The following is a 17814-nucleotide window of genomic DNA, read 5'->3' on the forward strand; positions in this document are numbered from 1 at the left end:
ATTATCTCTCCCTCTCTACATTTGGCAAGTATACCATAGTGAGGCGTGAATGTGCGAAAATACAAAAAAAGAGGCACCACTGCTGCAAGCATTTTGAAGTCAGATGTTTGTAGATGGGGATTTTGGGCGATTTGAAGGGTGGTTACCGGATGCCAGTTACTGGGTGCCAGGAGCCGGTAACTGATTTTTTTAAGAAGACCATTCTCATGTTACAGGTTGCAGGTTCCAGGGCTTGAATTTCAGAATGCTAATTAATTGCCTGGCTCCCGATAGTTGAAACTTCTTGTAACCTATAATCTGAAACCTGCGACCTGCAACCTGAAACCTGCAACCTGGAAACCGGTACCCGGCAACCTCTTTAGTCAACCAGCATTCTGTCTAACAGCTTTTCGATGACACCAAGTTGTTCAGCAGTCTGATTATCAACCAGTGGCTGGCTGTCGCCGGCTTTTTGCTGGGTGGCGTACCAGAGAACTACCATGGCCACATAGTCCTGCATATCCTTTCCGGCAAACATGGTCTTAAATTCCAGTATTTTATCGTTGATCAGCTTCAGGGTTTTGCGAACCACCTCTTCATCGTGTGGGGCAATCTTGATGCGATAAGTACGGTCGCCTATTAAAACATTTATGGGAATTAATTCTTCCATGGGCTTGCAATTTTGAAAAGCTTGTTTTACATTTATTCACACACAATTCACAGGAATACCTCTGGACTTTAAAAGGATCGTTTTGGATGGTTAAATGCAATTTTCGTATTCTATGATTTCTCACCAAAACCAAACGATTAACATGTTCGCTAAAATCAGGTCGAACACCTTCATCGACATGCTTACGCTGGAGTTGATGGCACCCATCCAATCCAGTTTGAAAGCGATATTACGCGATGAACGTGGTTACGAATGTAGCCGGCTCGAAACCAACATCCCTCAAGGCGATAAGACAGTTACCTGGAAAGGGTTGAATGATCTGCCCTATGGCGTTTATACCCTTGAGCTTTCCCAGGGAGATGATGAAATGAAGATGCGACTGGTAAAAAGGATTTAAACCAGCTTACTCGCTTAACAAGGCAATACACCGGTCAATATCCCGGATGTAGCGGTTAATTCTTTTTTCTACCTCTTTCTTCTCACCGTCATTCAACTGACCGGTAACGGTTTGTAGTGCCGTCATTTTCATCTCCAGTTCGTCAATGCGTATTAACCGGGCCTTTTCCTTATCGCGCAGTGTAACCACTTCCCGGCTCAATTGCTCATGTTCTTTTTGCAGCAGTTGATAACTATGTACCACCTGCTGCAATTTATCTGTGATTCGTTTCAGTTGTTCCTGTAATCCCTCCATTGAACAAATTTTTGCCTGGTTGTGGCCTTACAGGCGTTGATCATTTTCTGATCTCTGCCTGCAGATTCGTCTCCAGGGCATTCATAATTTTATTCATCATACCGTCAATATCTTTATCGGTGGGGGTTTTTTCCTCATCGAGGAAAGTAAAGCTGACTGCAAGGGATTTTTTATCGGCCCCCAGTTTTTCACTTTCAAAAATATCGAACAGTTGTATCGACTGTAACTTGTCGATTTTCACCTTTTTCACGGTGTTTTCAACGTCTGCAAAGGGAAGGGATTTGGGCACTACCATAGCCAGATCGCGGCGCACAGGCAGCTGGCGTGGTAATTCTTTTGCTTTTATAGAGTTGGCGGAAATATACTTCAGCATCAGTTCAAAGTCAAGGTCGGCATAGAAAACCGGCTGCTTCAGATCAAACCGCTTTAGTTCCTGTGAAGTTACCTGTCCAAGTGTTGCAATTACATCTTTGTTAATGGTCACCTGTAAAGTGTTAACCAGGTTGTTTTCATCAGGTACAGGAGCGAAGCTTGCTTTAGAGATGCCAGTCAGTTGCAATATTCGAGCCACAACACCTTTCAGATAGAAGATATCTGAAGCTGTTCCTTTGCCTTTCCAGGCATCATCCTGCACCTGACCGGTTATGTACAGGCATACACGTTCACGTTCGCTGTACTTGCCGGGGCCTTGCGTACTATAGGTTTTACCAAATTCAAAGAAACGCAGGTCGTTGTTTTTTCGGTTCAGGTTATGCGCAATTGCTTCCAGTCCGGTCTGCAGCATGGAGGGGCGCATAATGTTATGATCGGCGCTCAGGTTGTTCAACAGTTTTACCGCTGTGCTCAGCTCTGCTTCATCGAAGTAAGTGGCATTGGTAATGGAGTTGGTGAATATTTCATTAAAGCCCAAACCAACCAGGTAGTCGGAGGTTTTTTCGCGATAAATATGTTTGCCGCGGTTGGGTTCAACCGAAGGAGAAATGGTAATGGCTTTGGGGATCTCTACATTATCGAGGCCATCGATACGCATGATCTCTTCCACGATATCGGCCGGCAGGTGAATGTCGGGTTTGCTGAGGGGCGCTGCTGCCACTACATCTTCTGCGCTGTCTTTTATAATGTCGAAACCCAGGCTAACCAGGATCTTTTTTACGGCATCGGCAGGGTAGCTTTTACCGCTCAGTTTGCGCAGGAAAGAATATTTCAATTGAACCTGCGGTTGCTGTACGGGGTTGGGATACACATCAACTACCTCAGACGAGATTTCACCACCGCCCAGTTCTTTAATAAGCAGGGCTGCGCGTTTCACCACATTTACGGTATTGCTGATGTCTACATTCTTTTCGAACCGGGTAGCTGCATCGGTACGCAGGTTATGGCGGAAAGACGTTTTACGAATATCAACCGGGTTGAACCAGGCGCTTTCCAAAAATACATGTTGGGTAGAAGCGGTTACGCCGCTCTGTGCACCGCCGAATACACCTGCAAAGCACAGAGGTTCGCTATTGCCGTTGCAGATCATGAGATCTTCGGCATTCACTTTTCTTTCTTTGTCGTCGAGTGTAACAAAGGGTGTTCCTTCGGCCAGGTTTTTCACCAGCACCTTTTTGCCGGCGATCTTATCGGCATCAAAAGCATGCAGGGGCTGACCGGTTTCATGCAGGATGAAATTGGTAATGTCTACTATATTATTAATAGGCCGCTGACCAATGGCGCGGAGTTTATCCTGCAACCATTGCGGGCTTTCTTTTACGGTAACCCCTGAAATGCTTACGCCGCTGTAACGCTGGCAGGCATTGGTATTTTCGATGGTCACGGCAATGGGCAAAGAAGTGTTTGCTACCTTGAAATTGTCGGTGGCCAGGGCTTTTACTTTCAGGTCCTGATTATCGTGGTAGCTCAAATAAGCGCATACATCACGGGCAACACCGCGGTGGCTCATGGCATCCATCCGGTTGGGGGTGAGCCCAATTTCATAGATCCAATCGGTATATATCTTGAAGTAATCGGCGGCGGGGATACCCACTTGTACATCGGCCGGTAAAACCATAATACCGGCATGGTCCTCGCTCAGCCCGATCTCGTCTTCGGCACAGATCATTCCATAGCTTTCCACCCCACGGATCTTGGCTATTTTCATAGTCAGGGGATCGCCTTTTTTGGGATAGATGGTTGTACCCACGGTAGCCACCACCACTTTTTGACCGGCTGCCACATTGGGCGCGCCACAAACAATTTGCAGGGGGTCGCCTGATCCGATATTTACCCTGGTAACCGTTAATTTATCGGCATTGGGGTGTTTTTCGGTAGCCAGCACTTCACCAATTACCAGTCCCTGTAACCCGCCTTTCAGGCTTTCATACCGTTCCAGGCTCTCCACTTCCAGTCCAACTGAGGTCAATAATTTGCTAAGCCGCTCGGGATCAATGGTTACTGGTAAATAATCATGCAACCAGTTATAGGAGATAGTCATGAATCAGTCTATGATTTTAATTGTTCAACGATGGCAGCAAAGATAGGTTAAGGGGGGCAGGTTTCAAGTTACCGGGGTTTTAGGTTCTTAGTTCTTAGTTCTTAGTTCCTGCGTTCTTTGGTTCTTGGGTTCTAGGTTCTTGGGTTTAGTTCTGGGCTTAAGGCTATGAGCTGAATTTCGGGCATATTTTAGCCTTCATTTATCTTAGGGTTTTCCTTAGGTGTTCTTAGGCTCTTCTCAGGGTTATCCTAAGGTTTGAACCCAAGGATAACCCTAGGATGACCTTAGGAATACCCTAAGATGACCCCAGGATGAAAGATGGCAAAAATATGGTCAAAATGACCCTTAAGCCGGGTTTGCGTCTTCTCTGTTAAGTGTGAATTAAATAAACAGATGGTAAATAAATGGGGTACAAGGCTGAATATCAGCTTGTAGCAAATAAAGGAGACTGAATAATTTGTGGCGAAGCGGTATTTGCTTTAGGCTTTTACCTTACAGCTTTCAGCTGTATTTGTGGCTTACAGGTGTTATTAATTTTTACAAACGATAAAACAGAAGGGGGGAATTTCGGCGGCGCTTAGAATGCGGTGGATACGGCCGGGACGTTGTTCAATACGGCCATTTTGCAGCTTCATAACCTCTACAGAGTGTGAAAAGCTGATAGCATGGGCTGTGAGCAGGTCATAACATAGCCGTTCATAGTACAGCAGGTGCTGTGCTTCTTTGCTATTTTCTTCAGGCATCATTACTTCATAATGCCGTAACTGGTATACACGCATGGTCGGTATTGAAATTAAAGAGTCTAATTTACGGTTCTTAAAGTAAATATAAAATCTGAATCACATCTTTTTGTTTGACGACAGGTGATTTCTGTATCCTGTAGTATATATACGCCAATTTTATGCCACTGGTTCAAAAAGGTGCTGGAAAGTGGACGGGTGGCTTCTTTACGGGTTGATCGATGGCTGAAATATCCGGAAATAGGCGGTTACAGCTACCGGGCAACCTGAAAATGCTGTATGGATAAGCGTTTTCACCAGGCATATTGCGGAAAATCCCATCCAGCCTGCATCTTATTTACCCGCTCTCATCACCAAATATTCAGTCTATAATTCTTACCAACAGGGTGTGTGGATTTCGACTGAACAAAGGTGGCAAACTTTTGTAAATTGTGTATATATATACTTGATGCTGTGGATAAGTGCCCTATTTTTGTGGGTTCACCTGTGGATTGTTGTTATTAAATATAGAACGGCAATTCTTTTTTCCGGGTATGAGAGGGGTATATATTCGCCGTCCTGACCTTGTGGGGTAACATTGCGTTAACAGTGCATTAATAATCGCGTAACAAACCTTATCCATCAACACTAACCCAGAGCGTCATTGGTTGGCAGAATAAATCAGAAGTGGAACCAGACCAAACTCACTTCAGCACCTTGAGAAATCCTGTTTGTAATTTTTTTCAAACCAATGGTAAATTAGTAGACCGCTAACGATGGATTTAACGAACCTTAACAACAAAGACCGAAAACAAAGAAACCGCCGCAGTTCTGTTGACCTGAGTACCATGGTATATGGCAAGGTTCCGCCCCAGGCAAAAGACCTGGAGGAGGCTGTATTGGGCGCCATCATGCTCGAAAAGACTGCCTTTGACGTAGCTGTGGAAATATTAAAGCCAGAGTGCTTTTATGTAGATGCGCACCAGCGGATATACCGGGCCATGCAAAGCCTGCAGCAAAAAAGCCAGCCAATCGACATTTTAACAGTGGTGGAAGAGCTGCGCAGTAAAACAGAGCTGGAGATGGTAGGCGGCCCCTATTACGTAACCCGTTTAACGAATGCGGTTGTTTCTTCTGCCAATATAGAAGCGCATGCAAAGATCATTTTACAGAAGTTCATTCAACGCGAACTGATCCGGATCAGTGGTGAAATTATTGGTGACGCGTATGAAGACAGCGCCGATGTGTTCGACCTGCTTGATGAAGCCGAGGCAAAGCTGTTCGAGATCACCAACAACCACATGAAGAAGAACTATGACAGTATCGATACCGTACTGGTGCAAACCGTACAGCGTATCGAAGACCTGCGTCACAAAACCGATGATATCAGCGGGGTGCCAAGCGGTTTCCCTTCACTGGATAAAGTGACTTATGGTTGGCAGGGTTCGGATCTGATCATCCTGGCTGCCCGTCCGGCGGTAGGTAAAACGGCGTTCGCCCTCAACCTGGCGCGTAATGCCGCATTGAACGGTACCCGTCCAACGCCTGTTGTATTCTTCAGCCTTGAGATGGGCTCCCCACAGCTGGTTACCCGTATCCTGAGCGCAGAAAGCGAAGTGTGGCTCGAAAAGATCTCGCGTGGTAAGATGGAAGATCATGAAATGAAACAGCTGTACGCCAAGGGGATCCAAAAACTGGCGCAGGCGCCTATCTTTATCGACGATACAGCCGCCCTGAACGTATTTGAGCTGCGTGCAAAATGTCGCCGTTTGAAAACCAAACACAACATCGGCCTTATCATCATCGACTACTTACAGCTGATGAGCGGCGCCGGTAATGGTAAGAACACGAATCGTGAGCAGGAGATCAGTACCATTTCACGTAACTTAAAAATGCTGGCGAAAGAGTTACACGTTCCAATCATTGCCCTGTCGCAGTTAAGCCGTGCGGTGGAAACGCGTAAAGATGGTAACAAGATGCCACAGTTGAGTGACCTTCGTGAATCGGGTGCCATTGAGCAGGATGCCGACATGGTAATGTTTATTTACCGTCCCGAATACTATGATATTACTTCCAATGAAATGGGAGAAAGCAATAAAGGCGAAACCCACGTGCGGATAGCCAAACACCGTAACGGTTCACTGGAAACCATTAAACTGCGGGCACAACTGCATATCCAGAAGTTTGTGGAGTTTGATGGCGATGATTTCAGTGGCCTGGGTATGGGTGGCGGCAGCTGGAAACCAGTGCCTGATGGCGGTGGTAGCGGCGCCGACAGTGGTGGCAATGATGGCGCCAAACTGTATATACAGGCAGGCAGCAAAATGAATGATATGCCTTACGGTGATGACGACGATGCCCCGTTTTAATTCGATATTCAATATTTGATATTTAAGCCCCGGCGGTACCGTCGGGGCTTAACTTTTGCTTTAATTTGCAGCAAAGAACCTATAATGAACCTGCCGCTTTTTTATATCCCGAATATTGTTGCCAAACAGCAAGAAATAGAACTGGATGAAGATACCTCTAAACACATAGTGAATGTGCTGCGCATGAAAAAAGAGGAGCAGCTGCATTTGACCGATGGAAAAGGTTTCTTATTACTTACTGCTATTACAGACGATCATAAAAAGCGCTGCCGGGTATCGGTATTGAACGAACAGTTCATACCACAAACAGGCCGTAAAACAAGCATCGCTATTTCCCTCCTTAAAAACGCCAGCCGTTTTGAATGGTTCCTTGAAAAAGCAACCGAATTAGGCATAACAGAAATTATTCCCCTTCTGTGCGACAGAACGGAAAAACAACATTTCCGGTTCGATCGCATGCAGAACATACTGGTAAGCGCCATGCTGCAATCGCAACAGGCATGGCTGCCCGTGTTACACCAGCCGGTAGGGTTTGGTCAGCTGCTGAAACAGGAAGATATCATTGGCACTACACAAAAATTTATTGCGCATTGTATGCCGGGCGATAAACAACCCCTGGCCGCACTGGTGAACAGCTCCCTTCCATCGCAATTGGTTTTAATTGGCCCTGAAGGAGATTTTAGCCCCGAAGAAGTAGCCTTTGCCACCGAACATTATTTTATGCCCGTTACGCTGGGCAATACCCGCCTGCGTACGGAAACCGCCGGTATGGTAGCGGCAGTGTTGGTGAAGGCAGAAGGGCAATAGGGGCAGAGGGCAGAGGGCAGAAGGCAGAGGGCAGAGATGAAGTACATAAAAAAAGGTGTCTGCAATAACAGACACCTGGAAAAGATATTATTAAGTATAAAGCGAGGATTTCTTTGCCTTCTGCCCTCTGCCTTTTACACCGTATTCTGTTCTTCCTTCTTAACAATAGGTTCGTTTAATTCAACCTTTTGTTTTTTGGCTCTTTTAAACATCCACATGTTCAGCATTTCAACGCCAAACGAGAAGGCCATGGCAACATAGATATAACTTTTATCGATGTGGCTTTTGTGAAGAGGTTCCAACCCTTCAAAAAACAGGCTGAAACCAACCATTAACAGGAAGGCCAGGGCCAGCATCTTTAAAGTAGGATGCTTATGGATAAACGTGGCGATCTTATCCGAGAAAAAGAACATGATGATCATGGCAATGATAACGGCCACGATCATGATGGGTACATGCTGCGCCAAACCAACGGCAGTAATAATACTGTCGAATGAGAACACCATATCGATAATTATGATCTGGGCTATGATGGCGCCAAACGACGATTTGCTGTTCTTGCTCTCATACATGCCTTCATCACCTTCCAGCTTATGGTGTATTTCCTTTACAGTTTTATATAACAGGAATAAACCACCGGCGAGCATAATTACATTACGCAGGTTGAATGGATAGTGGTGGCCACGGAAATTAAAGCCAAACAATTCTGCGTCCCCGTTCTTTACAAGCCAGCCAATACCCATTAGCAAACAGATACGAACGGCGATACCGGCAAACATCCAGATACGGCGTGCTTTCAACTGCTCCTTTTTCTGAAGGCGGCCCATTAAAATAGATACGAAGATCACGTTGTCGATGCCTAACACGATCTCCAATATAGTCAGGGTTAACAGACTGATAAAGGCATCTACAGTAAACAATTCTTGCATGGTGGTCGGTTCTAAAGGTGAAGCGCAAAAATAGGGTAAAACCTTTTTTTGCACAGTACATCATTAGTAGGGGGTGAGGTCTAAATATTACAAGTGGCCGGTTACCAAAAACTGGTAACGTTAACTTAATAATCCTTTACAGATATTTTTTACAATGGCTGGTCCTTCGTATATAAAGCCGGTCCATACCTGTACCAGGGAAGCACCTGCGGCGAGCTTTTCTTTGGCATCTGCTGCAGTGAATATTCCACCTGAGGCTATAACCGGTATTTGTCCGTTGGTTTTTTCGTGAATATAGCGAACGATCTCGGTTGCGCGTTTGCGAACGGGGGCTCCGCTCAATCCGCCTGCACCGATGGTTTCCAGTTCCTGACCGGTAGTGTGTAATTGTTCCCGGCTGATAGTGGTATTGGTAGCTACCAGTCCGTCGAGTTTTATTTCCAGGGCGAGGTCAATTACATCGTCGATCTGTTGGGGGGTAAGGTCGGGGGCTATCTTTAATAATATTGGTTTGGGTTTGCGACCGGTTTCTGCACCACTTTCCTGGCGGTTGATGGTTTGTAAGTGCGACAGGATCTTGCGGAGTGAATCTTTTTCCTGCAATTCCCGCAGTCCGGGTGTGTTAGGGGAGCTTACGTTCACCACAAAATAATCAACGCAATCGAACAGGGCGCGGAAGCAGATCTCATAATCCTTCCAGGCGTCTTCGTTGGGTGTCACTTTGTTTTTACCGATATTTCCGCCGATGATCAGTTGCGCGTGCTTCTCCCGCCACTCTTTCAGGCGTTGGGCTACTACCTGTACGCCGTCATTATTAAAACCCATGCGGTTGATGAGGGCCTGGTCTTTGGGCAGGCGGAAAAGACGTGGTTTATCATTCCCGGCCTGCGGCTTGGGAGTTACGGTACCAATTTCAACAAATCCAAAGCCGAGGGCCTCCAGCTCTGTGAGGTACAGGGCGTTTTTATCGAACCCGGCTGCCAGTCCTACGGGATTTTTAAACCGGAGGCCAAATAATTCTTTTGATAATGACCCGTTTGCAGGCGAAAACTGGTTGGAAATGGATTTACGGATCGGTCCTACGGAACAGCCCATTTTCATCATGTTCATGGAAAAATGGTGAACTGTTTCTGTTGGAAAGCAAAATAAGAGGCGGCGAAGTAAGTTGTACATAATGAGGTGCGAAGATAACTCAGTTTCAGGTTACAGGGTGCAGGTTTCAGGGGGCAAAAGGGCAGAATGATAGACATGTGAATAGTTTGTAATTAGTTATCCCGGTGACCGGAATTTGTTAACCGGATGCCATTTTGTATTACTAATGGCAATCATTAACTTTGATACAGAAGGTTGCTTATGCAACTAGTTGGCCTGCCTTCGTCTAAGTTTGGTGAACGAGGAGAGGTGAGCACAAGGTTGGGTGGAAGAAAGCAATAACTAACAAATATTAAACTATAAACTATGGAAGCGTATATAGTAGCTGGTTACCGCACTGCGGTAGGGAAAGCCAAAAAAGGCGGGTTCAGGTTTTACCGGCCCGATGACCTCGCCGTTGATGTGATAAAAGGGCTGATGGCTTCTGTTCCGCAACTGGATCCCAAACGTGTTGATGATGTAATTGTAGGAAATGCGGTACCCGAAGCTGAACAGGGTTTGCAGGTGGGCAGGATCATTGCCGCCCGGGCACTGGGTTTTAGCGTGCCGGGTATGACGGTGAACCGGTACTGTGCATCGGGTTTGGAATCGATTGCTATTGCCACCGCTAAAATACGGATGGGCATGGCTGAATGTATTGTTGCCGGTGGTACTGAAAGCATGAGCCTGGTACCTACAGCCGGTTGGAAAACCGTGCCTGCTTATAGCATTGCCAAAGATGAACCCGATTATTACCTGAGCATGGGTTTAACTGCCGAAGCAGTAGCCAAAGAATATAATGTGAGCCGCGAAGACCAGGACCAGTTTTCTTATCAGTCGCACCAGAAAGCTATCAATGCCATTGATAAGGGGTATTTCAAAAGCGGTATTCTGCCGATAACCATAGAAGAAGTGTACCTGGATGAAAAGAATAAAAAGCAAACCCGCAATTATGTAGTAGATACGGATGAAGGGCCACGTAAGGATACCAGTGTGGAGGTTTTGAATAAGTTGAAACCGGTATTTGCAGCCGGTGGCTCGGTAACCGCCGGTAATTCTTCACAAACCAGTGATGGGGCAGCCTTTGTTATTGTAATGAGTGAAAGAATGGTAAACGAACTGGGGTTGAAACCCATTGCCCGCCTGGTGGCCTGCGCTTCGGCGGGGGTACATCCGCGCATTATGGGTATTGGCCCTGTAGAAGCTGTACCTAAGGTACTAAAACAGGCTAATATGAGTCTGGGTCAGATTGACCTGGTTGAATTGAATGAGGCATTTGCATCGCAAGCGCTGGCTGTAATCAGAAAATTAGAAATTAATCCTGACATCGTTAACATAAACGGTGGTGCTATAGCGTTAGGGCATCCGCTGGGATGCACCGGCTGTAAGTTAACGATACAGTTAACACATGACATGAAGCGATTGAACAAGAGATATGGTATTGTTACTGCATGTGTTGGCGGGGGACAGGGTATAGCAGGGATTATAGAAAATTTTAATTAGTAAAAATCGTTACTATGTACAGAGCTGCTTCTCATTAAGAGGCAGCTTTTTTTGTGCACGTACATGTACGAGGTAGTTATGAAAATGTACGTCACTTATCCCCAAATCATCAAGTGGCAAAATTTTTGTTTAAACACAGCTCATATAAATGGATTGTCTTCACATAGTCAAAAGGCCGACTACGACGAAGCGATCTTCCAAAATCAACCTTATGGATAGAAGAGAATTCTTCACGCTGAAGAGAAAAGCTATGGCTCCTTCTGCGAAAAACTATGCCGGCTTACGTCAAATTTATTCCAACTGGACACCTCAAGCAGGTACCCTTAGCGCAGACCAGGCCGCTCACTTGTTAAAGCGGACCATGTTCGGGGCTACAAAAGCAGACATCGATTATTTTACTGGTAAGTTAGTTTCAGCGGCGGTTGATGAATTGTTGAACGTACCTACAACCCTGCCCGCACCCCCTGTAAAAAATTACGACAATACCGACATTGAAGCCGGTGACCCAGATCTTACCATAGCACAGGGTGCTACCTGGGTGAACAGTGTTTCAAAAGGTGTTGTTCCCAATGGTCAACGGGTTAAATCCCTGAAATGTTGGTGGGTAGGTCAAATGATCAACCAGGACAGAAGCGTTCGCGAAAGAATGACCCTATTCTGGCACAACCACTGGGTAACGGAAATAGGCATGACCGAAAGACCCACCTTTACCTACCTCATCAGTCAGCTGTTACGGGGAAGTGCATTGGGTAACTTCAAGAAAATGGTAAAAGACGTAACGCTGAATATTGCGATGTTGCGTTACCTGAACGGATACCTGAATTCCAAATCCGCTCCGGATGAAAACTATGCGCGGGAGTTGCAGGAGCTGTTTACCCTTGGTAAGGAAAACAATCCCAATTATAATGAAGATGATGTAAAGGCTGCCGCCCGGTTACTGACCGGCTGGAAGATTGACATGGATACTGAAATCATCTCTTTTAAGCCAGAGGACCACGATACCACCAGTAAAACTTTCTCTTCCTTCTATAACGGTACCGTAATTGCCGGCCGCAGTGGTGCAACGGGCGGTGAAGCCGAAATAGATGACCTCATTAATATGATCTTCGCCAAAACGACGGAGGTTTCTGAATTTATTGTAAAAAAACTGTATAGATGGTTTGTTTATTACACAATTGAGCCTGATACTTATACCAATGTTATTAAGCCACTGGCCCAGCTGTTAGTTAGCAGCAACTGGGAATTAAAACCTGTAGTGAGCACCCTGTTGAAAAGCGAACATTTCTTCGATCCGCTTAGCCAGGGTTGTTTGATCAAAAGCCCCCTCGAAATGATTGTAGGCATGGTGCGGGAATTTAATGTGGTATTCCCCGATGCAGCTGATTACGTTAATCAGTATTACATGTGGGACTACCTGCAAGATCAGTCGGCGCAAATGCAACAGGATATTGGCGACCCACCCAACGTGGCTGGATGGCCTGCTTACTACCAGATCCCTATGTTCTATGAAACATGGATCAACCACGATACCATGCCCAGACGTGAGAAAGTGATTGATCAATTGATCCTGAACGGGTATGATCGTAATGGTTTAAAGCTGATTATCGATCCGGTAGGTTTTGTTTATAACAATTTCGACCGCACTGTTGCCCAGGATCCGAATGCCCTGATAGATGCAGTATTGACAGTACTCTACCGTGTTCCGATGTCCGATGCGGCAAAGGCGGGTATCAAACAACAGATCCTGCTCTCCGGCCAGACTGATGATGGCTACTGGACCAATGCATGGGGCGCGTATGCTGATTCAAGTCCTATCGCGGCTCCGGGGTCAGCTGTATACACGGTAATATTCAATCGCCTGCAGAGCCTATTCAAATACTTAATGAACCTGGCTGAGTACCAATTAGCTTAACATTCAAACCGATCTTATGAAGCGTAGATCCTTTTTAAAGAACGCCCTACCTGCGTCTATAACATTACCCGCCGTGTTAAATGGCTTTTCAGTGCAAGCCTTCACGGAAGCAAATCCATTGGTACAGGCCTTAATGGGCAACACCACCGAAACCGACAAAGTACTGGTAATAGTACAGATGGTTGGCGGTAACGATGGATTGAACATGGTGATACCTATTGAAAATTACGGAAACTATTATAACGCCCGCAAAAACATTGCGATCCCACAAAACAAAGTGCTTCCTTTAAATGGGACGGCAAAAACCGGTTTGCATGCCGGTATGACGGGTATGCAAACCCTGTATAATGAAGGCAAACTGGCTATTATACAGTCGGTGGGTTATCCTTCACCTAACTTTTCGCACTTCCGGGCTACGGATATCTGGATGAGTGCTTCCGATGCAGATCAGGTAGTATATAGCGGCTGGGCTGGCCGTTACCTGAACCTGGAGTTCCCGAACTTCCCCAACGGTTACCCTACTGCGCAAATGCCCGATCCGCTGGCTATTCAGATAGGATCTGTGGCAACCCTGGAGTTACAGGGACCTACATTTCCAATGGGAATGAACATCACCGACCCTACCAGCTTTTATGATTTTCTGGACAATGTTGGTGATCCTGTACCCAATACACCCTGGGGTAAGGAGCTGGAATATATCAGAATGATCATGGGGCAAACCGAAGTGTACTCCAACGTGATCAAGGCCGCTGCCGCCAGAGTTACCACGCAGGGTTCATACCCCAGCGATAACCGCCTGGCGCAACAGTTGCGCATAGTAGCCCGATTGATAAAAGGCGGATTAAAAACCAGGATATACAAAGTTACAGCCGATGGCTTCTTCGATACGCACGCAAACCAGGTTGAAACAGGCGATACCACTACGGGTGACCACGCGAGACTGATGGCCCGTCTTTCAGATGGTATCAAATGTTTTATGGATGATCTTAAAGGACTGGGCATCGAAGACCGGGTTATCGGTTTTACCTATTCGGAATTTGGCCGCCGTATAAATTCAAACTCAAGCCGGGGAACCGACCACGGCGCCGCCGCACCGGTATTTGTATTTGGAAAGAAAGTACGGCCGGGTATCATTGGTACCAACCCTACCATTGCAGCAGATCCCAAACAAAACGACAACGTTCCTTATCAGTACGACTTCCGAAGCATTTATGCTTCCATTTTGAGACAATGGTTCTGCGTAAACGATGGCGATCTGCAAACCATTTTATTTAAGAACTTCCAAAACATTCCTTTGTGTATAAATGAGGCATGCGGTCTTACTGCAGTCGATGACCTCAGGAATGATGGAGAACAGCTGATCATTAACTATCCGAACCCATTTGTTGAAACAACCAAAGTAACCTTTACTACAAAGGGCGGTCATACGCTGGTACAGGTGATGGATACCATGGGCAGGGTTGTAAAAACGCTTACAGATAAAGAATATACAGCCGGTACCTATACTGTAACATTCGATGCGTATGGAATGCCTAATGGGGTTTATTACGCGCGTTTCCAAAACGGCGTAACCCAGCAGGTACGGCCTATGCTGAAGACACGATAACGTAGAAAGTTTAATCCGTATAATGAAAGCTTCCCCGCTGACGTGGGGAAGCTTTGCTGTTTATAGCTAATCAGGAGCTAAAGCATGCTAAAATTTGCTAAAGAGACATCTGAACGAAAGAAATTCCCGTATCTGCCTGTTTGATTGGCCTGGAGTGTGGTTTTGGACGGGCATTTCCTTTTACGGAATGAGGAAATTCAATACTGGAATAGCTCCGTTTTTTGTTACCCTGCTGTAAATAGTTTTAATTTGCTTTAGATCGGTAACCTAACCATTAATCCTGATAACCAGCCGATCTTCTTAAATTCGATTATGTTGAAGGTATTTATAACAGATGATCACGAATTATACCTTGAAGGCCTGGTGTTGTTGCTGAACAATCAATCCGGCATTGAGGTCATAGGTTCAGCATTTACCGGTGAAAGTTTGTTGAGCCAATTGCCAAATACGGAAATCGACATCCTGTTACTGGATGTTCATTTACCCGATATTGGTGAAGAAGAACTGCTAAAAAAGATCCGCGAAATACAGCCCGGGCTGAAGATCCTCTACCTTACCATTATGCGCGGCACCCGCTATATTCACAAGCTGCTTAAATACGATATACAGGGTTACCTTTTAAAGAATACCAATATTGCCGAATTAACCAGCGCACTGGAAACAGTGGCCGGCGGTAATAAATTCTTCAGCAAGGAGATCAATATTCTGGATACTAACCAGGACTTCCGGAATACAGTGACCATTGAAGATAAAAAGGTAGACGAAATACTCTCCAAACGCGAAATTGAAGTGCTTACCCTTATTTGCAAAGAGTACAGCAATTCAGACATCGCCAAAAAGCTATTTCTAAGCGTAAGTACGGTAGAAACCCACCGGAAGAACCTGATTGCCAAACTGGGGGTTAATAATACTGTAGGATTGGTAAAATTTGCACTTAAGAACAAGCTGATTGACTGATATTTCATGTCTTTCATACATTTATTAAAGAGATTGCCCCGACCTATCTTTACATTATTACGTTAATTACTTGAGTTAATAAGTAAAAACCCTTAATTTGGTGGTATAATTCGGTAATACCGGTGAAATACTTCCTATTACTTGGGGCCTTGATTACTTGCTTATGTTCATTTGCGCAGGTTGATACAACACAATTAAAAAGTTTGTATGACCGTTGCCTTGATTTCTCTGAAGACAAGATAGACTCCATTCATTACTACGCCGATTACATTTCAAAAGAGGCCGATCAGTTAAAATTCAATAAGGGTAATGTTTTATCATTACGGCTCAAGGGCATTTATGAAGACCTGAGCAATAACTACGAAAAGGCCATTGAATATTACCTGCAGTCGCTACAGGCAGCGAGAGTAATACACGCACCGGAATATGAGATGGCTGCTTTAAGCGATCTGGCCATTGCCTATTTCTCCATTCGCGAACCTGAAAAGGCAAAGGCGTTTTATTTACAATGCGCCCGCATGTCGGAACTGGATGGAAAGATCCCTTCGCTTATTAATACGTACAATAACCTGGCGGTTATTTATACCCAGCTAAAACAATACGACAGTTCGCATCTATTATTGAACAGGGCCATACAACTGGGCAAAACACTCGATCGCCAGGGAAAGGTCAGTTTATCCAGCACCTATAATAACCTGGGTAATTTATATTTCAAGGAAAAGAAATTTGATGAAGCCCTGCCTTACTTCTGGCAAAACCTGATAAGACATAACAACGACGGCGACTACAGCGGTTTATGGGTAGCCCGGCTTAACCTGGCTGACATATATATAGAAAAGCACCAGTATGACTCTGCAGTAAAATATGCGCAAAGTGCTATGGAACTGGCGCAACAGCTGGAATCAAAAAGTAAAGAGGCGGATACCTATAGCATACTCGCTAAATTATACGAGTACCAGGGTAAATACAATAAAGCCTACGAGTACATAAAAAAATGGTATTCGCTGGATACGGCTATCCTGCATAGTGATACGTACAAAACCATTGCCGCCCTGCAGGAACGTTTTCATGCCGGTGAACGGGAAGCGGAAAATAAACTGTTGCAGGAAAAGGTAGAAAAAGAAACCATCCGTACCCGGGAGCTTACCCTGGTGGCCGTTGGTTTGGCCATCATCGGGATCCTGATTGCCATTGGGTTTGTAATTAAAAGAAATGCTCACCGCCAGTTACAGAAAACCAATGACCTTATTATTCAGCAGAACGAAAAGCTATCGGAATTAAACTACGAGAAGAATTCGCTTATCAGTATAGTATCGCACGACCTGAACACGCCTTTCGCCACCATCCAGATCTGGGGACAGGTTATGCAAAACAATGCCGATCGGTTAACACCCGAACAACAAAAGGCCATGGACCGTATATTACAGGCGGGCATGTATGGCGAACGCCTCATCAGGCAAATACTGGACGTAGAACGGGAAGATGTTGGCAGCCATAAACTACTGCTGGAGAAGTTTGACCTGCGGGCATTTGCGGAAGAAATGGTAGATAACTTTAAACCGATGGCCCAAAAGAAGAACATCAGCCTGCAGGCAGAGGCTACGGGTAAAAAGTTGTTCATTTTAAGCGATCGTTACCTGGTTGGCCGCATTTGTGAAAACCTGTTATCGAACGCTGTTAAGTATACGCCCCAGGGCAAAAACGTTTGGATAAGCATTCATGATGAGCACGATCATATTGGTATAAAGGTGCGGGATGAAGGTGTGGGCATTGAAAAAGAAGAATTGCCTTACCTGTTCTCGAAGTACAGCAAGATCTCATCGAGACCAACAGATGGGGAAGCATCGAATGGATTGGGGCTTTCTATTGTTAAAAGGATCGTTGAAGAACTTAATGGACGTATCTCTTGCGAAAGTCAGATCGGTATAGGAAGTATATTTACAGTACTGCTGAAGAAGTAAGGGCAGAAGGCCGCGGCGCGACAATAACGAGTGGTTAATAAGTCGCCAACTGGTTAACTTGTTAACTTTTCAACTGGTCAACTATTGCGTATATAAAATAAATGGTG

At 45.4% G+C, this 17814-nt stretch carries 14 protein-coding genes; 8 read left to right on the forward strand and 6 right to left on the reverse strand.

Annotation, left to right across the window (positions count from 1 at the left end; genetic code table 11):
• Positions 1 to 358 precede the first annotated feature (358 nt).
• Positions 359 to 649 (reverse strand): cell division protein ZapA, encoded by a 291-nt coding sequence (locus BMX95_RS06500; protein WP_081201161.1) that lies wholly within the window; start codon positions 647 to 649, stop codon positions 359 to 361.
• Positions 650 to 791: 142 nt separating this feature from the next.
• Between BMX95_RS06500 and BMX95_RS06505 the strand changes: the two genes are divergently transcribed.
• Positions 792 to 1046 (forward strand): hypothetical protein, encoded by a 255-nt coding sequence (locus BMX95_RS06505; RefSeq protein WP_133053949.1) that lies wholly within the window; start codon positions 792 to 794, stop codon positions 1044 to 1046.
• Between the two features lie 6 nt (positions 1047 to 1052).
• Here BMX95_RS06505 and BMX95_RS06510 read toward each other — a convergent pair whose 3' ends face one another.
• From BMX95_RS06510 to BMX95_RS06520, 3 genes are all read right to left on the reverse strand, one after another.
• Entirely contained in the window at positions 1053 to 1340 is a 288-nt protein-coding gene (locus BMX95_RS06510) for a hypothetical protein (protein WP_081201163.1), read from the reverse strand.
• Between the two features lie 40 nt (positions 1341 to 1380).
• Positions 1381 to 3813, reverse strand: a complete 2433-nt coding sequence (gene pheT, locus BMX95_RS06515) for a phenylalanine--tRNA ligase subunit beta (protein ID WP_081201164.1) — start codon at positions 3811 to 3813, stop codon at positions 1381 to 1383.
• Between the two features lie 530 nt (positions 3814 to 4343).
• A complete protein-coding gene (locus BMX95_RS06520; RefSeq protein ID WP_081201165.1) occupies positions 4344 to 4592 on the reverse strand; it encodes a hypothetical protein in 249 nt (82 codons plus the stop codon).
• Positions 4593 to 5308: 716 nt separating this feature from the next.
• On the opposite strand from BMX95_RS06520, the gene dnaB reads away from it, so the two are divergent.
• Positions 5309 to 6901 (forward strand): replicative DNA helicase, encoded by a 1593-nt coding sequence (gene dnaB, locus BMX95_RS06525; RefSeq protein WP_081201166.1) that lies wholly within the window; start codon positions 5309 to 5311, stop codon positions 6899 to 6901.
• A gap of 84 nt (positions 6902 to 6985) precedes the next feature.
• Positions 6986 to 7708, forward strand: a complete 723-nt coding sequence (locus BMX95_RS06530; protein WP_090519321.1) for an RsmE family RNA methyltransferase — start codon at positions 6986 to 6988, stop codon at positions 7706 to 7708.
• 134 nt (positions 7709 to 7842) lie between these two features.
• Here the strand turns inward: BMX95_RS06530 and BMX95_RS06535 are convergent, their stop codons facing one another.
• Entirely contained in the window at positions 7843 to 8637 is a 795-nt protein-coding gene (locus BMX95_RS06535) for a TerC family protein (RefSeq protein WP_081201168.1), read from the reverse strand.
• A 120-nt stretch (positions 8638 to 8757) separates the two neighbouring features.
• Positions 8758 to 9810 (reverse strand): quinone-dependent dihydroorotate dehydrogenase, encoded by a 1053-nt coding sequence (locus BMX95_RS06540; protein WP_081201169.1) that lies wholly within the window; start codon positions 9808 to 9810, stop codon positions 8758 to 8760.
• 285 nt (positions 9811 to 10095) lie between these two features.
• Here BMX95_RS06540 and BMX95_RS06545 point away from each other — a divergent pair, with 285 nt between their 5' ends.
• From BMX95_RS06545 to BMX95_RS06565, 5 genes are all read left to right on the forward strand, one after another.
• Entirely contained in the window at positions 10096 to 11271 is a 1176-nt protein-coding gene (locus BMX95_RS06545; RefSeq protein ID WP_081201170.1) for a thiolase family protein, read from the forward strand.
• Positions 11272 to 11482: 211 nt separating this feature from the next.
• Positions 11483 to 13183, forward strand: a complete 1701-nt coding sequence (locus BMX95_RS06550; protein ID WP_165758959.1) for a DUF1800 domain-containing protein — start codon at positions 11483 to 11485, stop codon at positions 13181 to 13183.
• Between the two features lie 16 nt (positions 13184 to 13199).
• Positions 13200 to 14789, forward strand: coding sequence for a DUF1501 domain-containing protein (locus tag BMX95_RS06555; protein WP_081201172.1), 1590 nt, complete (start codon positions 13200 to 13202; stop codon positions 14787 to 14789).
• Positions 14790 to 15101: 312 nt separating this feature from the next.
• Positions 15102 to 15746: a response regulator gene (locus BMX95_RS06560; protein ID WP_081201173.1), complete on the forward strand. Its 645-nt coding sequence runs from the start codon at positions 15102 to 15104 to the stop codon at positions 15744 to 15746.
• Positions 15747 to 15949: 203 nt separating this feature from the next.
• A complete protein-coding gene (locus tag BMX95_RS06565; RefSeq protein WP_081201174.1) occupies positions 15950 to 17707 on the forward strand; it encodes a tetratricopeptide repeat-containing sensor histidine kinase in 1758 nt (585 codons plus the stop codon).
• Positions 17708 to 17814 lie beyond the last annotated feature (107 nt).

The sequence above is a fragment of the Niastella yeongjuensis genome (genome assembly GCF_900110245.1).
GTDB lineage: Bacteria > Bacteroidota > Bacteroidia > Chitinophagales > Chitinophagaceae > Niastella > Niastella yeongjuensis.